Source organism: Streptomyces sp. 840.1 (assembly GCF_003751445.1).
Lineage (GTDB): Bacteria > Actinomycetota > Actinomycetes > Streptomycetales > Streptomycetaceae > Streptomyces.
The window spans coordinates 1,879,437-1,902,275 of sequence record NZ_RJUU01000001.1; the positions used below are offsets into that span (position 1 = coordinate 1,879,437).

21 protein-coding genes are annotated in these 22,839 nt (G+C 69.8%); 12 read left to right on the plus strand and 9 right to left on the minus strand.

The window, feature by feature from the left end:
• Window positions 1-16 precede the first annotated feature (16 nt).
• From EDD93_RS08805 to pstB, 7 genes are all read left to right on the plus strand, one after another.
• Window positions 17-2,272 (plus strand): RNA degradosome polyphosphate kinase, encoded by a 2,256-nt coding sequence (locus EDD93_RS08805; RefSeq protein WP_123524630.1) that lies wholly within the window; start codon window positions 17-19, stop codon window positions 2,270-2,272.
• Complete coding sequence (locus EDD93_RS08810; RefSeq protein WP_260255670.1) at window positions 2,259-3,245, plus strand: CHAD domain-containing protein; 987 nt, start codon at window positions 2,259-2,261, stop codon at window positions 3,243-3,245. Before EDD93_RS08805 ends, EDD93_RS08810 begins: the two co-directional genes overlap by 14 nt.
• Window positions 3,242-3,655, plus strand: a complete 414-nt coding sequence (locus tag EDD93_RS08815) for an NUDIX hydrolase (RefSeq protein WP_123524632.1) — start codon at window positions 3,242-3,244, stop codon at window positions 3,653-3,655. Before EDD93_RS08810 ends, EDD93_RS08815 begins: the two co-directional genes overlap by 4 nt.
• A gap of 346 nt (window positions 3,656-4,001) precedes the next feature.
• A complete protein-coding gene (pstS, locus tag EDD93_RS08820) occupies window positions 4,002-5,138 on the plus strand; it encodes a phosphate ABC transporter substrate-binding protein PstS (protein ID WP_123524633.1) in 1,137 nt (378 codons plus the stop codon).
• 168 nt (window positions 5,139-5,306) lie between these two features.
• Window positions 5,307-6,299 carry a phosphate ABC transporter permease subunit PstC gene (pstC, locus tag EDD93_RS08825; protein ID WP_123524634.1) on the plus strand — a complete coding sequence of 331 codons (993 nt, stop codon included), beginning with the start codon at window positions 5,307-5,309 and terminating at the stop codon, window positions 6,297-6,299.
• Entirely contained in the window at window positions 6,296-7,378 is a 1,083-nt protein-coding gene (gene pstA / locus EDD93_RS08830) for a phosphate ABC transporter permease PstA (RefSeq protein ID WP_123524635.1), read from the plus strand. Before pstC ends, pstA begins: the two co-directional genes overlap by 4 nt.
• A gap of 24 nt (window positions 7,379-7,402) precedes the next feature.
• Window positions 7,403-8,179, plus strand: a complete 777-nt coding sequence (gene pstB, locus EDD93_RS08835) for a phosphate ABC transporter ATP-binding protein PstB (RefSeq protein ID WP_123524636.1) — start codon at window positions 7,403-7,405, stop codon at window positions 8,177-8,179.
• A 240-nt stretch (window positions 8,180-8,419) separates the two neighbouring features.
• Here pstB and EDD93_RS08840 read toward each other — a convergent pair whose 3' ends face one another.
• Together EDD93_RS08840 and EDD93_RS08845 are read right to left on the minus strand one after the other, a co-directional pair.
• Window positions 8,420-9,418: an inorganic phosphate transporter gene (locus EDD93_RS08840; RefSeq protein ID WP_123524637.1), complete on the minus strand. Its 999-nt coding sequence runs from the start codon at window positions 9,416-9,418 to the stop codon at window positions 8,420-8,422.
• 5 nt (window positions 9,419-9,423) lie between these two features.
• On the minus strand, window positions 9,424-10,044 hold the full coding sequence (locus EDD93_RS08845; protein ID WP_024493297.1) for a DUF47 domain-containing protein: 621 nt from the start codon (window positions 10,042-10,044) through the stop codon (window positions 9,424-9,426).
• A 200-nt stretch (window positions 10,045-10,244) separates the two neighbouring features.
• Between EDD93_RS08845 and EDD93_RS08850 the strand changes: the two genes are divergently transcribed.
• Complete coding sequence (locus EDD93_RS08850; RefSeq protein ID WP_123524638.1) at window positions 10,245-10,640, plus strand: metal-sensitive transcriptional regulator; 396 nt, start codon at window positions 10,245-10,247, stop codon at window positions 10,638-10,640.
• 126 nt (window positions 10,641-10,766) lie between these two features.
• Here EDD93_RS08850 and EDD93_RS08855 read toward each other — a convergent pair whose 3' ends face one another.
• Together EDD93_RS08855 and EDD93_RS08860 are read right to left on the minus strand one after the other, a co-directional pair.
• Entirely contained in the window at window positions 10,767-10,961 is a 195-nt protein-coding gene (locus EDD93_RS08855; RefSeq protein ID WP_123527661.1) for a hypothetical protein, read from the minus strand.
• Between the two features lie 192 nt (window positions 10,962-11,153).
• A complete protein-coding gene (locus EDD93_RS08860) occupies window positions 11,154-12,065 on the minus strand; it encodes a hypothetical protein (RefSeq protein WP_123524639.1) in 912 nt (303 codons plus the stop codon).
• A 133-nt stretch (window positions 12,066-12,198) separates the two neighbouring features.
• On the opposite strand from EDD93_RS08860, the gene EDD93_RS08865 reads away from it, so the two are divergent.
• Window positions 12,199-12,384 (plus strand): hypothetical protein, encoded by a 186-nt coding sequence (locus tag EDD93_RS08865; protein ID WP_123524640.1) that lies wholly within the window; start codon window positions 12,199-12,201, stop codon window positions 12,382-12,384.
• Between the two features lie 53 nt (window positions 12,385-12,437).
• Window positions 12,438-14,039 carry an FAD-binding oxidoreductase gene (locus tag EDD93_RS08870; RefSeq protein ID WP_123524641.1) on the plus strand — a complete coding sequence of 534 codons (1,602 nt, stop codon included), beginning with the start codon at window positions 12,438-12,440 and terminating at the stop codon, window positions 14,037-14,039.
• Window positions 14,040-14,271: 232 nt separating this feature from the next.
• On the opposite strand, the gene EDD93_RS08875 is transcribed toward EDD93_RS08870, so the two are convergent.
• From EDD93_RS08875 to EDD93_RS08895, 4 genes are all read right to left on the minus strand, one after another.
• Window positions 14,272-15,006: a phosphatase PAP2 family protein gene (locus tag EDD93_RS08875; protein ID WP_123524642.1), complete on the minus strand. Its 735-nt coding sequence runs from the start codon at window positions 15,004-15,006 to the stop codon at window positions 14,272-14,274.
• A 269-nt stretch (window positions 15,007-15,275) separates the two neighbouring features.
• Window positions 15,276-16,268, minus strand: a complete 993-nt coding sequence (locus tag EDD93_RS08880; protein WP_123524643.1) for a bifunctional lytic transglycosylase/C40 family peptidase — start codon at window positions 16,266-16,268, stop codon at window positions 15,276-15,278.
• Between the two features lie 644 nt (window positions 16,269-16,912).
• Window positions 16,913-18,799, minus strand: a complete 1,887-nt coding sequence (locus tag EDD93_RS08890; protein WP_123524645.1) for an alpha/beta hydrolase — start codon at window positions 18,797-18,799, stop codon at window positions 16,913-16,915.
• Window positions 18,796-19,059: a hypothetical protein gene (locus EDD93_RS08895; RefSeq protein WP_123527662.1), complete on the minus strand. Its 264-nt coding sequence runs from the start codon at window positions 19,057-19,059 to the stop codon at window positions 18,796-18,798. Before EDD93_RS08895 ends, EDD93_RS08890 begins: the two co-directional genes overlap by 4 nt.
• 367 nt (window positions 19,060-19,426) lie before the next feature.
• On the opposite strand from EDD93_RS08895, the gene EDD93_RS08900 reads away from it, so the two are divergent.
• The gene (locus tag EDD93_RS08900) at window positions 19,427-20,635 is read left to right on the plus strand and encodes a low temperature requirement protein A (protein WP_123524646.1); all 1,209 of its coding nucleotides are present in this window, start codon (window positions 19,427-19,429) and stop codon (window positions 20,633-20,635) included.
• A 14-nt stretch (window positions 20,636-20,649) separates the two neighbouring features.
• On the opposite strand, the gene EDD93_RS08905 is transcribed toward EDD93_RS08900, so the two are convergent.
• A complete protein-coding gene (locus EDD93_RS08905) occupies window positions 20,650-21,825 on the minus strand; it encodes a hypothetical protein (protein WP_260255671.1) in 1,176 nt (391 codons plus the stop codon).
• Between the two features lie 435 nt (window positions 21,826-22,260).
• Between EDD93_RS08905 and EDD93_RS08910 the strand changes: the two genes are divergently transcribed.
• Entirely contained in the window at window positions 22,261-22,785 is a 525-nt protein-coding gene (locus tag EDD93_RS08910) for a hypothetical protein (RefSeq protein ID WP_123524647.1), read from the plus strand.
• Window positions 22,786-22,839 lie beyond the last annotated feature (54 nt).

Sequence of the window (22,839 nt, forward strand, 5' to 3'; positions counted from 1 at the left end):
GCGGAAGAATGGGCCCATGAGCCAGCAGCCCAGCTCCGAGGTCCCGGTCCAGCCCGCCGCTCAGCCGTCCGTCGGCTCCCTCGCCGCACACCGGCCGCACGCCGTCGCCGCCCCCGCATCCGCCGGCTCCGCCCTGTCCACCGCGGCCGATCTGGACCCGGACATCGACGCCGACGCCGACGCGTACGAGCCCGATGTCGACGGGGACGAGCTGCCGCAGGGCCGGTTCCTGGACCGCGAACGCAGCTGGCTCGCGTTCAACGAACGCGTTCTGGAACTGGCCGAGGACCCCGCGACCCCCCTCCTCGAACGGGCTAATTTCCTCGCCATCTTCGCCTCGAACCTGGACGAGTTCTTCATGGTCCGGGTCGCGGGTCTGAAACGCCGCATCGCGACCGGCGTCGCCACCCGGTCCGCCTCCGGACTCCAGCCCCGCGAGGTCCTCGACCTGATCTGGACCCGCTCGCGCGAACTCATGGCCCGGCACGCCGCCTGCTACCAGCAGGACGTCGCCCCCGCCCTGTCCGACGAGGGCATCCAGCTGATCCGCTGGCCCGAGCTGACCGAGAAGGAGCAGGCCCGCCTGTTCACCTTCTTCCGCCAGCGCGTCTTCCCCGTACTGACCCCCCTGGCGGTCGACCCGGCGCACCCCTTCCCGTACATCTCCGGCCTCTCGCTCAACCTCGCCGTCGTCGTACGCAACCCGGTCAGCGGCCACCGCCACTTCGCCCGGGTCAAGGTCCCGCCGCTGCTGACCCGCTTCCTGGAGGCCTCCCCGCAGCGCTACGTCCCCATCGAGGACGTCATCGCCGCGCACCTGGAGGAGCTCTTCCCGGGCATGGAGGTCCTCGCGCACCACATGTTCCGGGTCACCAGGAACGAGGACCTGGAGGTCGAGGAGGACGACGCCGAGAACCTCCTCCAGGCCCTGGAGAAGGAGCTCATGCGGCGCCGCTTCGGCCCGCCGGTCCGCCTGGAGGTCGAGGAGTCCATCGACCCGTACGTGCTGGACCTGCTGGTCCGCGAGCTCAAGGTGTCCGACGCGGAGGTCTACCCGCTGCCCGGACCGCTCGACCTCACCGGACTCTTCGGCATAGCGTCGCTGGACCGTCCGGAGCTGAAGTTCCCCAAGTTCATCGCCGGCACCCACCGCGACCTCGCCGAGGTCGAGTCGGCCTCCGCGCCCGACATCTTCGCCGCCCTGCGCGAACGCGACGTACTGCTGCACCACCCGTACGACTCCTTCTCCACCTCCGTCCAGGCCTTCCTGGAACAGGCGGCGGGCGACCCGGACGTCCTCGCGATCAAGCAGACCCTGTACCGGACATCGGGCGACTCCCCGATAGTGGACGCCCTCATCGACGCCGCCGAGTCCGGCAAGCAGGTCCTCGTACTCGTCGAGATCAAGGCCCGCTTCGACGAGCAGGCCAACATCAAGTGGGCGCGCAAGCTGGAGGAGGCGGGCTGCCACGTCGTCTACGGGCTCGTCGGCCTCAAGACGCACTGCAAGCTCTCGCTCGTCGTCCGCCAGGAGAGCGACACGCTGCGCCGCTACTCGCATGTCGGCACCGGCAACTACCACCCCAAGACGGCCCGGCTGTACGAGGACCTCGGCCTGCTCACCGCCGACCCGCAGGTCGGCGCGGACCTCTCCGACCTCTTCAACCGGCTCTCCGGCTACTCGCGCCGCGAGACCTACCGCCGCCTGCTGGTCGCCCCCAAGTCGCTGCGCGACGGACTGATCTCCCGGATCAACAAGGAGATCGCGCACCAGCGGGCCGGCCGGCCCGCCTACGTACGCATCAAGGTCAACTCGATGGTCGACGAAGCGATCATCGACGCCTGCTACCGGGCCGCCCAGGCGGGCGTCCCCGTCGACATCTGGGTACGCGGTATCTGCGCGATCCGCCCCGGCGTCACCGGGCTCTCCGAGAACATCCGGGTCCGCTCGATACTGGGCCGCTTCCTCGAACACTCCCGGGTGTTCTCCTTCGGCAACGGCGGCGAACCAGAAGTCTGGTTCGGCAGCGCCGACATGATGCACCGCAACCTCGACCGCCGCATCGAGGCCCTGGTCCGGGTCACCGACCCCGCCCACCGGGCCGCGCTCAGCCGCCTCCTGGAAACGGGCATGGCCGACACCACCTCCTCCTGGCACCTGGGCCCCGACGGGAACTGGACCCGGCACGCCACGGACGCGGAGGGCCGGCCACTGCGGCACGTACAGGAAATGCTCATTGACGCCCGGAGGCGCCGGCGTGCGACGCCCTGACCACCAGACCCAGACGGACGTGACCGCGGGGGCGGTGCTCGCACCGTATCTCCGGTCGCAGGCAGCGGACTTCCTGCGGAGTCTGCGGCTGCACCGCGAGAACAGTGCCCCCACGGACGCCGGGCCGCAGGCCGCCGAACAGGCCGCCGGAGCGCTGCGCCGCTCCTCCCGCCGGATCGGCGGCACCCTGCACACCTTCCGCACCGCGCTCGACCCGCTCTGGGCCGAGCAGCTGCGCACCGAGCTGGCCTGGCTCTCCGGCACCCTCGCCCGCGAGCACGCGTACGCGGACCGGCTGAACCGACTCCTGGAAGCGCTGCACGGCCTCTCGGGGACCCCCCTGCCGGCGGCCCGCACCTCCTCCGGCGGCGCCGGCGCGAAGGAACGCGCCGGACTCGGCGTCGGTGCGGCGCGCGCCGGCGCACTGCTGGAGCGACAGCTGACCCTCGCCCGGACCCGCGCGCACTCCGCCGCGCTCCAGGCCCTCGGCTCCTCCCGCTTCCACGCGGTGGCCGACGCCGTCGCACTGCTCGCCTCCGAGGTCCCGCTCGCCCCCTCGGCCGCCGCCCCCGCCGCCGAACTGCTGGCCGAGCCCGCCGACCGGGCCGAACAGCGGCTGCTCGGCGCGGTCACGGCCCTCGCGTCGGACGAGTCGGCCGAGCCGTACAACGAGGCGCAGGACGCGCCCTGGCACCGGACCCGGCTGCTGCTGCGCCTGCACCGGTACGCCCACGAGGTGGTGCGCGGCGCCCCCGATCCGGTCCTGGCCGGGCCGGGGCACGCCCTCGACCTGCACCGGGACGCGGCGGAGGCGGCCGCAGCCGCGGCCTCGGCCGCCCGTACGCCCAGGATCGCGCCGGCGACCGCGTACGCCCTGGGGGTGCTGCACGCCGACCAGCGCCACGAGGTGGCGGCGGCGCGTTCGGTGTTCCGGGAGACCTGGCCGTACGCCGCGGCCGTGACCTCGCGATGAACGGCACGGTGCGGGCGGCGGGGTGCGTGCTCTGGCGCCGCCCGCCCGCGTCCGCCGTCGGTGTCGAACTCTGTCTCGTGCACCGGCCGCGTTACGACGACTGGTCCTTCCCCAAGGGCAAGCTGAAGCGCGGCGAGTCCCTCCGGGACGCGGCTCTGCGCGAGGTCCTGGAGGAGACGGGCCACCACTGTGTGCCGGGCGCCGTGCTGCCCATGGTCCGGTACCTGGCGAACGGGCGCCCGAAGGAGGTCACGTACTGGTCCGCCGAGGCCACGGCGGGCGCCTTCGTCCCGAACCGTGAGGTGGACGCCGTGCTGTGGCTCCCCTTCGACGCCGCCCGCGCCCGCCTGACCCAGCCGCGTGACCGTGCCCTGCTGGACACCGCCCTCCCGGTGATCCCGACGGCCTGAGGCGCAGTACCGCAGCGCTCCGGCCCGCGACCGGTGCCGGACCGCCCGCGCACGTTCCGGAACCGTCCGCGCCCATGCCGAACCGCCCGCAGCGGTTGCGGACCGTGCGGCCCCTGCGGACGACGGGGTGCCTGGACCCCGCTCCGCCGCCCGGAACCGGGCCGCCCGACACGGTTCACCTTCCGTTCACTCACCCCCGCAAACCACGTCACCTGTTCTGCCTAATTTCGGCAGTACACGGTGCGAGGCACAGACCGCACCGGTCACGACTTCGCACCACCCAACACCTCGCACGCCGTCGTAGAACGTCATCAACCGCGGCGGCTCCTGGAAGGAACACCCGAAAGTGAAGCTTCAGCGCAAGAACCGGCTTCGTGCCACCGCGCTCGGTGCCCTCGCCGTCTCCGGCGCCCTGGTCCTCACGGCGTGCGGTTCGGACAACAACAGCGGCGGCGACACCGGCGGGAGCGGCGGCAAGACGAAGGCCGCCTCGAACGTCAAGTGCGACGGCGCCAAGGGCCAGCTGCGCGCCTCCGGCTCCAGCGCCCAGAAGAACGCCATGGACCTGTGGGTCAAGGACTACATGGCCGCCTGCTCCGGTGTGGAGATCAACTACAACTCCTCCTCGTCCGGTGAGGGCATCGTCGCCTTCAACCAGGGCACCGTCGGCTTCGCCGGCTCCGACTCGGCGCTGAAGCCCGAAGAGGTCGCCGACTCCAAGACGGTCTGCAAGACCGGCCAGGGCATCAACCTCCCGATGGTCGGCGGCCCGATCGCGGTCGGCTTCCACCTCGACGGTGTCGACAGCCTGACGCTGGACGCCCCCACCCTCGCCAAGATCTTCGACACGAAGATCAAGAAGTGGAACGACGAGGCGATCGCCAAGCTCAACCCCGGCGCCAAGCTCCCGGACAAGGCCATCCAGGCCTTCCACCGCTCCGAGGACTCCGGCACCACGCAGAACCTCGGCAAGTACCTCGGCGCGGCGGCCCCGGCCGACTGGAAGTACGAGGCCGAGAAGAAGTGGCCGGCCCCCGGTGGCCAGGGCGCGACCAACTCGTCCGGCGTCGCCGCACAGGTGAAGCAGGTCGACGGCTCGATCGGTTACTTCGAGCTCTCCTACGCCGCCTCGCAGAAGATCACCACGGTCGACATCAACACCGGCGGCACCACCCCGGTCAAGGCCTCCTCGGAGAACGCCTCCAAGGCCATCGCCGCCGCCAAGGTCGCGGGCACCGGCAAGGACCTGGCGCTCGACCTCGACTACACCACCAAGGCCGAGGGCGCCTACCCGCTCGTCCTGGTGACGTACGAGGTCGTCTGCGACAGCGGCAACAAGGCCGACACCCTCGGCACCGTCAAGTCCTTCCTGACCTACACCGCCTCCGCCGAGGGCCAGCAGCTCCTCACCGAGGCCGGCTACGCCCCGATCCCCGAGGCGATCAACGCCAAGGTCCGCGAGACCGTCGCCGGCCTCTCGTAACCCGCACCACACGCACAACAGGCAACCCGCAACGCACGACACGTACCACGTAGACGCAACAGGCGGGCCGGTCCGGTACACCCCTCCGGACCGGCCGGCCACCACCACCCCCATCCGGTGCACCGCCGCCAGGGGAGCCTCCGCTCCCCCACACAGACCGGAAAGACCATGGCTTCCACCACACAGACAGAGACACCACCGGCCCGGCCGGGCGGGCGAACCCGCCCCAGGCCGACCGGGCGCCTCGGCGACCGGATATTCCTGGGCCTGTCACGAGGCTCCGGCATCCTGCTGCTCGCGCTCATGGCGTCGATCGCCGTGTTCCTCAGCTACCGGGCCGTCATCGCCGTCTCCAAGGACGAAGGCAACTTCTTCACCACCTTCGACTGGAACCCGGCAGGCAACCCGCCGGTCTTCGGCATCGCCGTCCTGCTCTTCGGGACCGTCGTCAGCTCGATCATCGCGATGGTCATCGCGGTTCCGATCGCTGTCGGCATCGCCCTCTTCATCTCGCACTACGCACCGCGCAGACTGGCCGGCCCGATCGCGTACGTCGTCGACCTGCTCGCCGCGGTGCCCAGCATCGTCTACGGCATCTGGGGCGCGCTCGTCCTCGTGCCGTACCTCGAGGGCCTGAACCTCTGGCTCGACCAGTTCTTCGGCTGGACGTACATCTTCGAGAAGACCGAGGTCGGCGTCGCCCGCTCGCTCTTCACCGTCGGCATCCTGCTCGCGATCATGATCCTGCCGATCGTGACCAGCGTCAGCCGCGAGGTCTTCCTCCAGGTCCCGAAGATGAACGAGGAAGCCGCGCTCGCCCTCGGCGCCACCCGCTGGGAGGTCATCCGCCTCTCGGTGCTGCCCTTCGGCCGCTCCGGCGTGATCTCCGCGTCGATGCTGGGCCTGGGCCGCGCGCTCGGCGAGACGATGGCCGTCGCCACGGTCCTGTCGCCGAGCTTCCTCATCTCGCTGCACGTGCTCAACCCGGGCGGCGGGACGTTCGCCCAGAACATCGCCGCGAAGTTCGGCGAGGCCGACGCGTTCGGGCGCGACGCCCTGATCGCCTCCGGCCTGGTCCTCTTCGTCCTCACCCTGCTGGTCAACGGCGCCGCGCGGCTCATCATCGCCCGCCGCAAGGAGTACTCGGGGGCCAACGCATGAGCCACGCATCCACCAGCGTCCAGGACCGGCCGACGCCGATCCCGCCCGCGCCGGACAACAGCCTCAGCAGCCGTACGCTGCCCCGCCTGGCACCCCTCGGCTTCGCCGCCGTCTCGATCGCCCTCGGCGTCGGCATCGGCGCGGCCGCCGGCTGGCACAGCCGCGTCCAGTGGGGCCTGATCTCCGCGCTGCTCTTCCTGGTGATCTCGTACGTCGCGACCAGCGTCGTGGAGAACCGGCGACAGGCCAAGGACCGGCTCGCGACCAGCCTGGTGTGGGTCTGCTTCCTGATCGCCGTCGTCCCGCTGGCCTCGCTGCTCTGGACGACCGTCAGCCGCGGCTCGGGACGCCTGGACATCTACTTCCTGACCCACTCGATGGCCGGTGTGCTCGGCTCCGAGGACAGCGGCGGTGTCTACCACGCGCTGATCGGCACGCTGGAGCAGGTCGGCATCGCCACGGTGATCTCCGCCCCGCTCGGCCTGCTCACCGCGGTCTACCTGGTGGAGTACGGCAAGGGCTCGCTCGCCAGGGCCGTCACCTTCTTCGTCGACGTGATGACCGGTATCCCGTCCATCGTGGCCGGCCTGTTCATCCTCTCGATCATGCTGATCGCGGGCCTCGAGCCCTCCGGCCTGATGGGCGCGCTCGCCCTGACGATCCTGATGATCCCGGTCGTGGTCCGCTCCACCGAGGAGATGCTGAAGCTCGTACCGAACGAGCTCCGCGAGGCCTCCCTCGCCCTCGGCATCCCGAAGTGGCGCACCATCCTGAAGGTGGTCCTGCCGACCGCGATCGGCGGCATCGCCACCGGCGTCATGCTCGCCATCGCGCGCATCGCGGGCGAGACCGCCCCGATCATCCTGCTGGTCTTCGGCAGCCAGCTGATCAACCCGAACCCCTTCGAAGGCGCCCAGTCCTCGCTGCCGTTCTACATCTACGAGCAGTACAAGATCGGTGAGACCGCGTCGTACGACCGCGCCTGGGCCGCCGCCCTGGTCCTGATCGCCTTCGTCATGATCCTCAATCTGGTGGCCCGCGGCATCGCCCGCTGGAAGGCCCCGAAGACCGGCCGCTGAGGCCAGCAGAAAGCAGTGATTCAGATGGCCAAGCGCATCGACATCAGCGGCCTCTCGGCCTACTACGGCAGCCACAAGGCGATCGACGACATCTCGATGACCGTGGAACCCCGCTCGGTGACCGCCTTCATCGGCCCGTCCGGCTGCGGCAAGTCCACCTTCCTGCGCACCCTGAACCGGATGCACGAGGTCACCCCCGGCGGCCGCGTCGAGGGCAAGGTGCTGCTGGACGACGAGAACCTGTACGGGGCGAACGTCGACCCGGTCACCGTGCGCCGCACGGTCGGCATGGTCTTCCAGCGCCCGAACCCGTTCCCCACCATGTCGATCTTCGACAACGTCGCGGCGGGCCTGCGGCTGAACGGCAGCTACCGCAAGAGCGCCCTGAACGACATCGTGGAGAAGTCGCTGCGCGGCGCGAACCTCTGGAACGAGGTCAAGGACCGGCTGAACAAGCCCGGCTCCGGTCTCTCCGGCGGTCAGCAGCAGCGGCTGTGCATCGCCCGCGCGATCGCGGTCGAGCCGGACGTGCTGCTGATGGACGAGCCGTGCTCCGCCCTCGACCCGATCTCCACCCTCGCGATCGAGGACCTGATCGGCGAGCTGAAGGAGCGCTTCACGATCGTCATCGTGACGCACAACATGCAGCAGGCGGCCCGGGTCTCGGACCGCACCGCGTTCTTCAACCTGGCGGCGGTCGGCATGCCCGGCAAGCTCATCGAGATAGACGAGACGGAACGCATCTTCTCCAACCCGTCGGTCCAGGCCACGGAGGACTACATCTCCGGCCGCTTCGGCTGAGCCCGGACGACGGCTCCACTCCCACAGACGGCCTTGGGGTGCTGCATGGCGGTGCCACCACAAGGCGAAGGGTCCGCCCCGCTCTCCACAAGAGAGCGGGGCGGACCCACATCAAGCAACGGACCAGGCCCGGAGCCGGCCGCATCAAGCCCGTCCGGCACCATCAAGCCCGTCCGGCGATTGAGGACAAAGCGCACGCCGGGCGCACCCGGCACCCGACCCAGTGGGGCCTCACCACCGTCAGCCGAACAGCAGCACGACGACCCCGTAGCTCGCCGCAGCGACCAGCGCCGCGGCCGGCATCGTGATGAACCAGCCCAGGATGATGTTCTTGGCGACACCCCAGCGGACCGCGTTCACCCGCTTCGTGGCGCCCACACCCATGATCGCCGAGGTGATGACGTGCGTCGTCGAGATCGGCGCGTGGAACAGGAACGCCGAGCCGAACATGATCGACGCCCCCGTCGTCTCCGCGGCGAAGCCCTGCGGCGGGTCCAGCTCGATGATCTTGCGGCCGAGCGTGCGCATGATGCGCCAGCCACCCGCGTACGTTCCCAGCGACAGCATCAGCGCGCAGACGAGCTTGACCCAGACCGGGATCGGGTCGCTGTACGTCTCGTGGCCGGAGATGACCAGGGCCATCACCACGATGCCCATCGTCTTCTGCGCGTCCTGCAGACCGTGACCGAGCGCCATGCCCGCGGCCGAGACCGTCTGCGCGATCCGGAAACCGCGCTTGGCCTTGTGCGGGTTGGACTTCCGGAACATCCACATGATGGCGACCATCACCAGATAGCCGACCACCAGGCCGATCACCGGCGAGATGAACATCGGGATGACGACCTTGTCGAGCACTCCCATCCAGTGCACCAGCGTGCCGCCGGCGAGCGCCGCACCGACCATGCCGCCGAACAGGGCATGGGAGGACGACGAGGGCAGCCCGAAATACCAGGTGACCAGGTTCCAGATGATCGCGCCCACCAGCGCGGCGAAGAGGATTCCCATCCCCTTGTCGCCCTCGGGCGTCGCGATCAGGCCCTCGCTGACGGTCTTGGCGACCCCGCTGCCGAGGAACGCGCCGGCGAGGTTCATCACCGCCGCCATGGCCAGAGCCGCACGAGGCGTCAGCGCCCGGGTGGAGACCGAGGTCGCGATGGCGTTCGCGGAGTCGTGGAAGCCGTTCGTATACGTGAAGCCGAGCGCGACGCCGATGGTCACGACCAGCACAAAGGTGTCCACGTGGTTCAGGACTCCTTGACCGCGATGGTCTCCACCGTGTTCGCGACGTGCTCGAATGCGTCGGCAGCCTCTTCCAGCACGTCCACGATCTGCTTCAGCTTCAGCACCTCCATGGCGTCGTACTTGCCGTTGAAGAGCTGCGCGAGCAGCTTGCGGTGGATCTGGTCGGCCTGGTTCTCCAGGCGGTTGACCTCGATCCAGTACTCGGTGAGGTTGTCCATGGTCCGCAGGTTCGGCATGGCCGCGGCGGTGAGCTCCGCCGCCCGTGCCAGTACCTCGACCTGCTGCTCGACACCCTTGGGGAGCTCGTCGACCTGGTACAGAACGACCAGGTCGACCGCCTCCTCCATGAAGTCCATGATGTCGTCGAGCGACGATGCGAGATTGTAAATGTCCTCGCGGTCGAACGGCGTAATGAAGGAGGAGTTCAGCTGGTGGAAGATCGCGTGGGTGGCGTCATCCCCCGCGTGCTCCGCTGCCCGCATACGCTCCGCGATCTCGACTCGGGAGGCAGAATCCGCCCCGAGCAGTTCCATCAGGAGTTTCGAGCCCGTGACGATGTTGTCCGCAGACGCGGAGAACATGTCGTAGAAGCTCGTCTCCCTGGGGGTCAGACGAAAGCGCACGTGGGGTCCTCGGGGTGCTTTGGATTCGGTCAGGCTGATGCTAGGCGCATCATCCGGCCACGGCTAACCGGCATTCTTCAGTGTCGCGCATCAGGCACAGTGATCAGCACGGGACCCCGGTCACGTTTCAGCTGAATTCGTTAAGATATACCCACCAGGGGTATATAAACGGCAGGGTATAGGGATAACGGGAGGCAGCAATGACCACCACCGAGGCCACCGGGGCGGACCGGTCGCCGGACACCGCCGACGCCACGACCCCGGCGGACACCGCCGTTCCCGCAGTCGAGATCGTCACCGATCACGACCGGGGCATACACGGCTACCACCACCAGAAGGCGGAGCACCTCAAGCGCCTGCGGCGCATCGAGGGCCAGATCCGAGGCCTGCAGCGCATGGTCGACGAGGACGTCTACTGCATCGACATACTCACCCAGGTGTCCGCCTCCACCAAGGCGCTGCAGTCCTTCGCGCTCCAGCTGCTGGAGGAGCACCTGCGCCACTGCGTCGCGGACGCGGCGGTCAAGGGCGGCGAGGAGATCGACGCGAAGGTCGAGGAAGCCACCAAGGCCATCGCCCGGCTGCTGCGCACCTGAGCCGCCGGCCCCCGCTCGCTGCTCCCATCCCCGGCCGGGCCCCGCCGGGGAAGCTGCCGCTCCGTCCCGGTCGGCCCGTTCCCGTCAGCCAGCCCCCGTAGACCCGTTCCCGCCTGCCCGCCGCCGTCAGCCCCGGTGTTCTCCCTGCCGGGGGACGGTGGTGCGTTCAGTGATCACCTTCACATCGAGCACCTCGTCGATACGGTCCGCACTGAGCCGTTCCCCGATCGCCGCCGACGCCGCGATCATCAGCTCCCCGCACAGCTCGATCTCGGCGAGTGCCACATGGTCCGATACGGTCCGTGCGCTGAGCGTCACCACGTCACTCACCTCTCACTGCCGTCGCCGACTTCCTAGGGTAGGGAGCGCACCACACACCGCGCATGGCACGGACGGACCATTTCGCCTCGGCCAGATGCCTACGCCCCAGCCCGAAGCCGGGCCGTCCGCGTCGGTTCCGCCCGCAGGACCGGCCCACGACGTCCCCTGTCGTGGCGGTTGCTCCCCTGGCGGTCACGGCTGCTGCCCCTGCCGGATCTCACCGGTGTAGATGTCGCGCCCGGCCGGGAGCGGTACGGAGACCGGCGACCCGAACCCGTACAGCAGCGTCGTGGACACCACCTCCACCGCAGGCCCCTCGTTGGCGAAGCTGAACCGGTGCCGCACCTTGCGCAGCCGGCCCTGCTCGTCCAGATACGCGTCGAACGGCACGGTGTCCGTACGGAACCCCTTGGCCGCCGCCGTCAGCGCACCCCGCGAGGGTGCCGGGGCCTGCCGCGCGGCCCGCCCGATGTCGGTGGTCCCCCGGTAGTGCCGCACCGTCACCCCGGCCAGATCGCTCTCGCCCAGATACGTCACGTCACGCGCCCCGAGCAGCAGCTCGGCCGCGGCCATCGGGTCGGTCGCCCCGCCGGTCACCAGGTTGCCGTCCGCCAGGGACGTCGTGTCGATCCGGACCCACTTGCCCTTGGGCACCCCGGCGCCCCGGTTCATCATGTAGAGCGCGCCGGGGGTGAGCAGTTCCGTGATGGGCAGGTGCTCCTCCTTGCCCACGGCGTCCTGCGGCAGCACCACGCGGAGCCGGCCGGACCGGCTGCGGAAGTCGTACGCCCCCCGGCCCCTGATCGTCACCCGGGTGCCGCCCGCCGCCGTCTCCATCGACGTGCTCACCTTGGCGGTGGTACCGGGGTCAGAGGTACGGGGGGTGCCGGAGGTGCGGGGGGACGCGCTGCCGGGGCCCGTCCCGGTGAGCACCGAGGCCGCCCGCCGGACCGCCTCGACGGCTCCGGGGCCGGCCCGGTCGTCGGCCGAGGCCCGGTCACCGCCACCACCCGAGCAACCGGCGGCCGCCGCCATCACGCCGATCGCGGCGAGGGCGCACACAGCGCGCGCCCCGCCTCCGGATCTGTGCTGCTGCACCACCATCGCCTGCCAACCCCCAACGCCGTGCCGCTTGCCCGAGCCCCCCACCCGTTCCGGATAACGACAGCCCCTGTCCCCCGTAACGCCGCCCGCCCACCCCTCACCACCGGACGGCCCCGCCCAGTACCGTGGACGCGTGTATGACCAACACACCGCAGAGGTTCCGCCGGCCGTCCCGCCGGCCGGGTCCGCCCACGAACCCACCACCGTCGAACGCGGCTCGTTCTGCACCGCCCGCTGCGGCTGCGGCTGGTCCGGACCGGCCCGCAGATCCCGCGACCTGGCCCGCTCGGACGCCGACGCGCACCGCAGGGCCCCCTGACCGGACCGCCGGCCACACCCCACGAGGACCCGCTCCCCCACCCCGGAGGTCCGATGACCCTGCCGAACCGGCGCACCGTCCTGACCGCGGGCGCCGCAGCCGCACTCACCGCGGTCACCGCCACCGCCTGCGACGACACCGGCTCCGGCACACCCACCGGCGGCTCGACCCCGGCCACGACGGGCGGGCCGACGCCGACCGGGGCGTCCGCGTCCGCCTCCACGGCCGCACCGTCCGGCCCGGCGGACTGGCCGGCGCTGGCCAAGAGCCTCGACGGCTCCCTCGTACGCCCCGACGACGCCGCCTATGCGACGGCCCGTCAGCTCTACAACACACGCTACGACAAGCAGAAACCGGCCGCGATCGCCTACGTCCGGCACGAGGCGGACGTCCGCGAGTGCCTGGCCTTCGCCCGGCGCAGCTCCACGCCCGTCGCCATCCGCAGCGGCGGCCACTCCTACGGCGGCTGGTCGAGTGGCGACGACCGGCTCGTCATTGACGTCTCGTCACTCTCGCGCGTCGGCGGGGACGGCACGATCGGCGCGGGCGCCCGGCTCCTCGACGTCTACCAGGGACTGGCCGCGCACGGTGTGACCATCCCCGGCGGCTCCTGTCCGACGGTCGCCATCTCCGGCCTGACCCTCGGCGGCGGCCACGGGGTCGCGGCCCGCGCCTACGGCCTGACCTGCGACAGCCTCACGGCCGCGACGATCGTCACCGCCGACGGCAAGACCCTCACCGCCGACGCCAAACACCACTCGGACCTCTTCTGGGCACTGCGCGGCGCGGGCAACGGCAACTTCGGCGTCGTCACCGAACTCCGCTTCCGCACCCGCCCGGCCCCGCAGACCGTCACCGCGTACATGTCCTGGCCCTGGTCGCGCGCCCGGTCCGTCGTCACCGCCTGGCAGGAGTGGGGACCGGACCAGCCGGACGAGATCTGGTCATCCGCGCACCTCGCGGCGGGCCCCGGCGGCGGAAACCCGACCGTGTCGGTCGCGGCCTTCAGCCTCGGCACGTACGGCGATCTGCAGAACGCCGTCGACCGCCTCGCCGACCGGATCGGCGCCCCGGCCTCCTCCGTCTCGCTGCGCCGCCGCAGCTACCAGGAGGCGATGCTCGTGTACGCGGGCTGCTCGGGCATCACCGACGCGCAGTGCCACCTGCCGGGCACCACGCCCGGCCGCACCTCGCAGGGCACGCTCGGGCGCGAGACGTACGCGGCCGCGTCCGACTTCTACGACCACTCGCTGCCCCCGGCCGGCGTCCAGGCCCTCCTCGACCGCACGGAGGCCTTCACCCGGCTCGACGCGTCGGGAGGCGGAGGCGGATCGATCGCGCTCACCGCGCTGGGCGGAGCCATCAACCGGGTGGCCCCGCAGACCACGGCGTTCGTCCACCGGCGCTCACGGATGCTCGCCCAGTACATCGGCGCCTGGCGCCCCGGCACATCGGGCACCTCACAACAGAACTGGCTGAAAAACACCCATTCCACGCTCCGCCGCTACGCATCCGGAGCGGCGTACCAGAACTACGCGGACCCGGCACTGACGGACTGGCGGGACGCCTACTACGGCACGGCCGCCACCCGCCTGGGCGACGTGAAGAAGCAGTACGACCCGGACGGGCTGTTCACGTTCCCGCAGTCGCTCTGAGCGGGTGACGGGCGGGCGGGTGACGGCCGGGCGGGCGGGTGACGGCCGGGCGCGGGCGGTCCGCCGGGCGCGGGCGGTCCGCCGGGGGCGGGGCCGGCCCGCCGGAGGCGGTGGGGCTGGCAGGTGCGGGGGCGGCGGGCGTACGGCGGGGCCGGCAGTGCCATGCGCTGCCGGCCCCGCCGTACCTGCGGTACCTCCTGGGCGTCCCCCGTGCCCCTAGGCCTCCGCGTCCCTACGCCGCGAGCCCTTTCTCACCGTCACCGCCGCCGCCCGAACCGGGCCTCGGCTCGGGAATCCCGAGGGCCTCGCCCCGGCTCCCGGAGCCGGCCGCGGACAGCGCCCGCCGCGACCGTACGAGCCGGCCCACCCGGGGAGACCGTGAGACGGCGCCCACCAGAGGCGTCAGCAGCATCATCGCGAGCGGGGCGAGCAGCAGCGCCGCGGCCGTGCCGAGGGCGAATCCGCCGATGACGTCGGTCGGGTAGTGAACGCCCATGTAGATCCGGCAGAAACCCTCCAGCAACGCGAGCCCGATGGCCGCGATACCGAACTTGCGGTTCGCCACGAAGAGCCCGACGCCGAGGGCCATCGCCATCGTGGCGTGGTCGCTCACGAAGGAGAAGTCGTTTTTCCCGTCCACCAGGACTTCCAGCCCCTGGTGGTCCTTGAACGGCCGCGGCCGTTCGACGAAACCGCGGATCGGGATGTTGATCAGCAATGCGATGCCCGCGGCGAGCGGCGCCCAGACGATCCCGGAGACAGCCGTCACCGAATCCTCGGGTGTGCCGCGCCGGCGGGCACTCCACCAGCACCACAGGACCACCAGGACCATGCCGAGCATGATCCCGTACTCGCCGATGAACTCCATGACCCGGTCGAACCAGGTGGGAGCGGACTTGGCGAGCCCGTTGATGTCGTAGAGCAGGCTGACGTCGGGGTTCGACCCATCCAGTGCGAGTCCAGCCATCTGCCGCGGCCCCTTGCCTTGTCTGCTGTTGGTACTGCGGCACACGCCCATGTGCACCGCTCTGACGAACCCCCGTGTTCGGTTCGATCACGTACGTGGGACGACGCTAGGTCAGTGGCTGCGGCGCCGGTCCAACCAGAGAACGACGCGTTCCGCGCGTACGTTCCACTCTCCACCGAATGATCACCATGACGTTATCGAAGAGTGACTCATCGTCGCAGCTCAGGGCCCAGGCTTCACAGAGAGTTCCGGCCACCGCCGCCCTCCGGTCAGGCGGCGGGCCGCGTGGTCGGAAGGGCTGCGGCACCGTCTTTGGTGACGCGTGTCGCACCGAAGTAGTCGGGCGAGTCGATCTTGTCGAACCGGATCACGGCGCCGGTGTACGGAGCGTTGATCATGTACCCGCCACCAACGTACAGGCCGACGTGGTGGATGGCGCGTGAGTTGGCCAGGTCGTCGGAGAAGAACACCAGGTCACCGGGGAGAAGTTCGTCACGTGACGGGTGCGGTCCGGCGTTGTACTGATCGTTCGCCACCCGCGGCAGCTCGATGTCCACGGTCCGGTACGCGGCCTGCGTGAGCCCGGAACAGTCGAACCGCCCGCCCTGCTCCACCGTCCCGTTGCCGCCCCACAGGTACTTCGTGCCGAGCTTCTTCTGTGCGAAGTAGATGGCGCCGGCGGCCTGCTGCGAGGGCTGTACCCGGCCAACCGGTTTGGCGAAGCTCTTCTCCAGGGACCGGATGATCTTGACGTAGTTCTCGGTCTCCGAGATCCCGGGGACCCCGCCGGCCTTGATGACCCGGTAGGCGCCCGCGTTGTAGGCGGCCAGCATGTTGTCCGTCGCGTCGCCGGGAACCTTCTTCACGTACCCGGCCAGTTCGCAGTCGTACGACGCGGCGGACGGAATCGCGTCGGCGGGATCCCAGACGTCCCGGTCGCCGTCGTTGTCCCCGTCGATGCCGTGTCCGGCCCAGGTCCCGGGGATGAACTGCGCGATGCCCTGCGCGGCAGCCGGGCTCTCGGCACCCGGATCCCAGCCACTCTCCTGGTACAGCTGAGCAGCCAGGAGGGCGGGGTTGATGGCGGGACAGAGATTGCCCCACTTCTCGACGAGCGGCTGATACTTGGCCGGCACAGCCCCCTTGGCCAGCCCGACGGCCCCACCGCCGCCGCCCCCGAGGCCGGCGGCGGCGGAGTACGTACCGACAACGAGCAACGCCACGAAGCACATGGCGGCCCCGACGCCGATCCCACCCACCATCCAGAATTTCCGCACCCCTCAACCTTCCCCCATCGGGGACGGGTTCATGGGTGTTTTCGACGGTGTGTGCGAGTCATCGGGGTCACTGATGGAGCATCAGGACGCTCCGGCGGACCAGAAGTCGGAGCGGACGTTGGGGGTTGGGACCGGCTCCCCCACATGCTCCGCCCCGCCGGGCGGCGGCGCAGGCATCGATACCTGAGACCTGTACACGCACGGCGTGGCCACTTCGAAGAAGGCTTGCCCACCTCCCCCGATGAGGAGTCTTACCCGAAATCCATCCGATGTCTCGAAATATGTTGCCGGACTGACCGCATTTGCATTAACGCCGATATGCCGATAGCCGGCGTCCGTCCACTCGCGTTCCACAACTCCAAGGAAGCTGCCCCTCCGCTTCTCGGAAATGACCGTAGTTACGGCCCTCCGACGAGAAACATCGCAGCTCCCCTCCGTCGACTCACCATGCACCCATTGAACCGGCGGCTTGATACCGGAGAGCGTATCGTCAAGAATTTCGTCCGCTCGATCGGCAGCTTCCTGCATATTCATATTCCGTCGACCTCCTCTATCCCCTGGACCATCTGACTTGATCGTCGAAGCGCATCCTGAGAGCAGAAGCACAGCGACCAACACAGCATGAGCCTTCACCTAAGACGCTCCCGTTCAATTTCCCCCGACCTGCCTGCCACGATTCGCGCAATGTTGTCCGCCGACCTCTGATCCTTGGCTGGGTCAAAATAGTTTGAGTGTGCCTCAGTCGGGCTATGGCCTCGCTCTAGTAGTCGAGGACCGTCACTGACTGCGAAACGATTGGCTCCAAAATCTCGATGCGCCGGGTCTGTGCCAAACCAGACATCACTCTCGTTGCTCTGAAGGTCCTGAGCTGTGTAACCAGCTGCCCCACCAGCAATACCCCCTGCGGCCCCTCCAATCACGGCACCAACAGGTCCGGCCCCTATCCCCAGCACAAATCCTGCGGAGGCACCGCCTGCCGCCCCACTCCCGAGGCCGCTCGCCTCCTGACTGTTAGGCAACTTGGTCACGGGATCATTCTCGGCCGCTCCGACAAATACGTGTTCCTTACCGACACCCAGGTCTGCTGCGGAGTGCGCGCCTGTGCCCGGACTTCCCACCAAGACCACATCGTCCGCCCCCGGGATTCCGCCTCTCTGCTGAGCAGCAAGACCAACGGTCAACGACCCATAGGAATGCCCAATCGCCGTCACATGCGGGTCCCCCTGCTGGTTCGTTGCAGAAATACCATCCATGAAACGGTTATACGCTGAAGCCCCAGCTCTGGCATTCGACTCACTCATTACATCCAAGTTTCCCACGAGATCGTCAGATGACGTTTGTGGCGCATCGTAGCCAAGCCACACGATTGACGCTGTGGGGGAACCAGGATCCATCTCCTTTGCTCCAATAGCGGTATCCCGAGCACGCTTGAGGTCATTCCGCGCGAAGTCCTCATCCAGCGACGTATTCAGCCCCGGGACATAGGCCGAAACATTTCGCGCCGTATCCGGGTTCCCGAACGAGACAATCGCACGGCCGTTCCCCTCCTCCCCGATACCGAGCAGGAACATGGGCGGCTGCCGGCCCGCACTGAGCTGCCGGTCGATCTCCCGGAGTCCCGCCAGCTTCGTCTCCGCCTCCTCGTCGTCCAGCCCGTCCAGCTTGCCGATCAGCAGCTGAAGGTTGTCGCGGTTGGCCGCGTCGCGGACGAGGGCCGGGATGCCGTCCAGGTTGCCGATCTGGTCCGGGTAGACCGCGAGGTACTCCTCGCGCTGTTCGTCCGTCAGGCCCGCCCACCACGCCTTGCGCGCGGCCGGGCTCGCGTCGAGGGGGATGCCCGACTTCAGGTAGCTGCGCGCCGCGTCGCGTACGTCTGCGGCGTCGCCCGCCGCGTCCGTCCACGTCCGGTCCGGGACCTTCAGGCCCTCCTCGGCCTTCAGCTCCCGCAGGATTCCGGCGAACCGCCAGTCGATCTCGGCAGCCGTCCGTACGGCTTTCGTCACCCGGTCCGCGATGTCCTGCGCCTTGGCCGTGTTCGGGTTCGGGGCCACCAGCCCGGACGGCGACAGGAGCCCCGGGGCCGACGTCACCGACGCCGTGCCGCCCGCCAGCGGTTTGCCGTCGATCAGGCTCTCCCCGGCCTCCGGGTACGTAACCGAACCGTCGGCGTGCACGGTGAACCGCAGCGCCTCCGCGTCGTCCAACGCGTCCCGCAAGGCCCGTTGCTGGGCCCGCATCTCGTGGGCGAGGCTGTTCAGGGCCGTACGGACCAGGCCGCACTCCGTGTACACGTACTGCAGGTTCTTGCCCAGTTGCCGGAGCCTGCCCACCGCAGCGTCAGCCGCGGCGCCCCGCTGGGTCTCACGCAGGCCGGTCAGCAGTTGCTTCTCGATCCGGTCCCGTCCGGCGTCCGCACGGTTGCTGGCCTTTCCCCATCCATCGGCCGCGCCCTCCAGCTCGGCGCACTTCAGGTCCCGTAACCGGGCCCAGGTCAGCGAGGCGCCCGGCGGGGTCAACGCAGGACTCCCCGCTCCGGCCTCGCCACGGGCATGAAGGACGACCTCACGGTCTCGTTCGTCTCGCCATGGGCTCGTGCGACGCCCCGCAGGTCCCCCGCCAGGGAACCGCACTCCCGGCGCGCGCACTCGAAGCGCCGCACCCACGACTCCCGTACGCTCCCCAGTTCCGCGAGCGCGCTCAGCCCCGCCGTGCCGGCCAACAGACCCTCGTGCGCAGCCGCGAGCTCCGCCTTCACCGGCCCGAGGTGCACGGCCATCCCCTCCGCACCGCCGGCGGCCCGTACCCACGCCTCGTCGCTGTGCCGAAGCTGATCCCCGGCAGACCCACCAGCCGCACCCGGCCCACCCGGCCCACCGGACCCACCCACCAGGTCCCTCAGCCTCTGCTGCCCCCCGGGCTGCCCCACAACGGCCACACCGCTCACCCCGCTCACCCCGTTCCTTGATCGTGGAGCGGCACTGTGCCAAACAGGGTGGCCGCGACACGCCGCACGCCCGGCGGCAGGAAGCGCACGGGCAGCCCGTTCCCCGGGCCCCCCAACGGAGTCCAATCCCGCACGGATCACCCGAACGGTGGACCGGTGCACCACACGCCGGCTCGCCCGGCAGGAAGAATGCGAGCCCATGAGCCATTCGCAACCCGTCCGCAACGAGTCCGCGTGGCACCGGCCGATGGTCGCCCGCCTGGCCGATGAACAGCACCGCACCGCGACCATGCTGGAACTCTTCTTCGACCTCTGCTTCGTCACTGCCGTCGCACAGGCGGCGCAGGCGTTCGAGCACGAACTGGCCGAGGGGCGCATCGGCCACGGCGTGCTCGGCTACTCGATGGTGTTCTTCGCGATCTGGTGGGCATGGATGAACTTCACGTGGTTCGCCTCCGCGTACGACACCGACGACGTGCCCTACCGGCTGCTCACCCTCGTACAGATCACCGGCGCACTCGTCCTGGCCGCCGGTGCGACCGAAGCGGTGCAGCACGAGGACTTCACGGTCATCACCTGGGGCTACGTCATCATGCGCCTCGCCATGGTCGCCCAGTGGCTGCGCGCCGCCCACGCCGACCCCGAACGGCGTCGCAGTTGTCTGCGTTACGTCGTGGGGATCCTCGTGGTGCAGATCGGCTGGGTGGCCCGCCTCTCCCTGCCCGAGGGAAGCGGGCTGGTGACGTTCGCGGTCCTCGTGGTCGGGGAGATCGCCGTGCCCGCCTGGGCCGAGCGGGCGGCCGTCACCACCTGGCACCCGCACCACATCGCGGAGCGGTACGGCCTGTTCACGCTGATCGTCCTCGGTGAGTCCATCACCGCCGCCACCGGTGCCGTACGCGTCGCGCTCGACACCCACGCGCCTCTCGGCGACCTCGCCGCGCTCGTCGTCGGAGGGCTCCTGACCGTGTTCGCCCTGTGGTGGCTGTACTTCGCGCAGAGCGCGCCCAAGCGGCTCACCACCCTGCGCGGCGCACTCCTCTGGGGCTACGGGCACTACTTCGTCTTCGCCTCCGCAGCCGCCGTCGGCGCCGGCCTGGCGCTCAACGTCGCCCACGCCACGGGCCACGGACACCTCTCCGACCACGCGGCGGCTGCGGTCTACACCGTTCCCGTCGCGATCTTCATCACGCTCGTGTGGCTGCTGCACCACCCCACTCCGGTACGGCTCGACGCCGCCGACGCCGTGCATCCCGTCGCGGTCGTAGCCGTGCTCGCCGCGACGTTCGCGCCCTCGCCCGTCCTCGTCACGGGCATCCTCACCGCACTCCTCATCGCGGCGAAGCTGACCCTCTCCGCCCGCGGCGCCAGGACGGCGTCACCCGCCCCCTCGATCAGTGATCACTGATCACTGATCGGCTGTCAGCGGGTGCTGCGCGCCGCCTGCCCCGGCAGGGCGATGCCGTTGGCCTGGGCGACCCGCCCCGGGCGCAGGGTCCACGGCACCGGTGAGGTGTCGGTCAGCCAGTCCTCGGCGACGATCCGGTGGACGACGAAGCCCCGCAGCGACCGCGACAGCTTCCAGCCCAGGCCCTTGCACAGCTGGCCGTAGCTGGGGCCGTGACCGTGTTCCGCGCGGAAGGCGGCGGCGAAACCGGCGGCCTGCGGTCCGCGGTCGGGATGCCCGTCCTCCCAGGCGTCGTAGGCGGTCAGCACGGACCGGGGGGCCGGGATGTCGGCCGGGGGGTACATGAACGCCTTGGCCACCCGCCCCGTGGAGAACCGGCACAGCGGGCAGTGCTCGACCGCCTCCACGTGCCGCCGCAGAGCCGGAGTGGTGCCGGACTTCCACGCGTCCCACGCGGCCGGGGTGATCTGCTCCGGCTCGGGGACGGCGGGCGGACGGTTCGCCTCCGCGCGCGCCTCCTCCGCGATCTCTTCGGGCGTACGGAACCTGCCCGCGAGGTGGCGCACCACCGGGGCCAGCCGGTACGCGTCGCCGGAGAGGTCCGCGAGGAACCCCTTGACGGCGAGCTCGGGCACGGCGGCGCGGCAGGCCTCCGGCAGTTCCCCGGGAATCCGCCCGTCGAGCCCGGACGTGCTGTGGGCCGCGAGGAACAGGGCGGCCAGCCGGGTGGCCGGCGGTGTCTTCCTGACCGGCTTCGCGATCCGGGCACGCATGACCCATCCGGACACCCGCGACCGGGTGCCCTTGCCCAGCGGCAGCGGGTGGTCCGCCTCACGGCTCAGGTCCGGCACCCTGATGCCCACCGGGACGTCCTGGTCCCCGTCGACCAGCGGACCCGGCACCTGCCATCCGACGGCCTCCAGATCGGCCACGGCCCGGCTCGGGTCCTCCAGCTTGAGCGAGCGCACGTCGGTTCCGGTGACGTTGCCAACACCGCCCCGCGCGGCCCGGATGGCCACGACGACGGCAAGGAGCTGCGCATCGGCGGAAGCGAGCGGCAGTCCGGCGACGTACGACAGGAGCGCACGCGCCCCCTCACCCTGACGCGTGGTCAGCAGAAACGGCGGCGGAGCGGGTTCGACGGGCGGCGGCGAAGCGGCGGTCTCTTGCGAGATGACAGTCTTGGGCACATCTCTCCTAACGCGGGTCGGCCGTCGAGGTCACGGGCAACGCCGTCACGGGCAACACTGCCACCGGCCGGGCCGGCCGGCCTGGTTGCATGGTGCCCCATAGACCGGCACGCCCGCCCACCCGCCGAGTCACGCCACCGGGCCATGCCTCGCCGGCTCCACCCGGCTCAACCGATAGCGATGCGTGCCGACCCGAATAAACGAATCGAACCGACCCAAGCGGCACCACGCTGCGCCTTCGCGCTGCTCCCCATACGACCCATCTCGGCTACCCCTACTATCCCGACCATCCCGACTCGGAAGTTCCTCTTCCTCAACTCACGCAATCCTTATACCCATTCGAGGGCTATGCCGCCTTCGGCGTCTCTGCCACAGTGACAAGGGTTGGACACCGCGTGCCGAACGGCACGTGTCCGAACGGGGGGATGAAGCGAGATGAGGAAAAGACAACGCATTGCGGGACTGGTCACCGGAACGGCGATGCTGGCGGGGGCGTTGGCCGGCACGGCATCACCGGTCCAGGCCTACAGCCCGAACCCGACGGTCAAGACGTACTACCGCGACACGGGAAGCTGCCCGTGCAGCGGCGGCACGCTCAGTGACCCGTTCGACGGCACGTACTTCCAGCGCGATCCCGGCGGTTTCGCCGTCAAGATGGAGCTGTCCGCCGGCGGCCGGTTCATCGGCAAGGTCGAGTTCCACCCGTACGACGAAAAGCTCTACGTCTACGACACCAAGAACGACGGCGACACCGTTTACGTGCACATCCAGTACTCGTACAAGGGAATTACGCACAGCCTCGGTACGCATGCGGCTCCGGGTACGTCGGCCGTGGTGGATTACGGCGTCTGGAACTTCGACATTCCCGAGGGCGCGTACGTGGACCTCACCGTCTACGACGGGGCGGGCTTGACCGATTACATAGGCGGAGCGGCCGGCACGGGCGGAGCAATAGCCTGAGGGCCGTCCCGTAGTAGCCGGTCCGCACGCCGATCCGGGCCTCGGAGCCGTGCC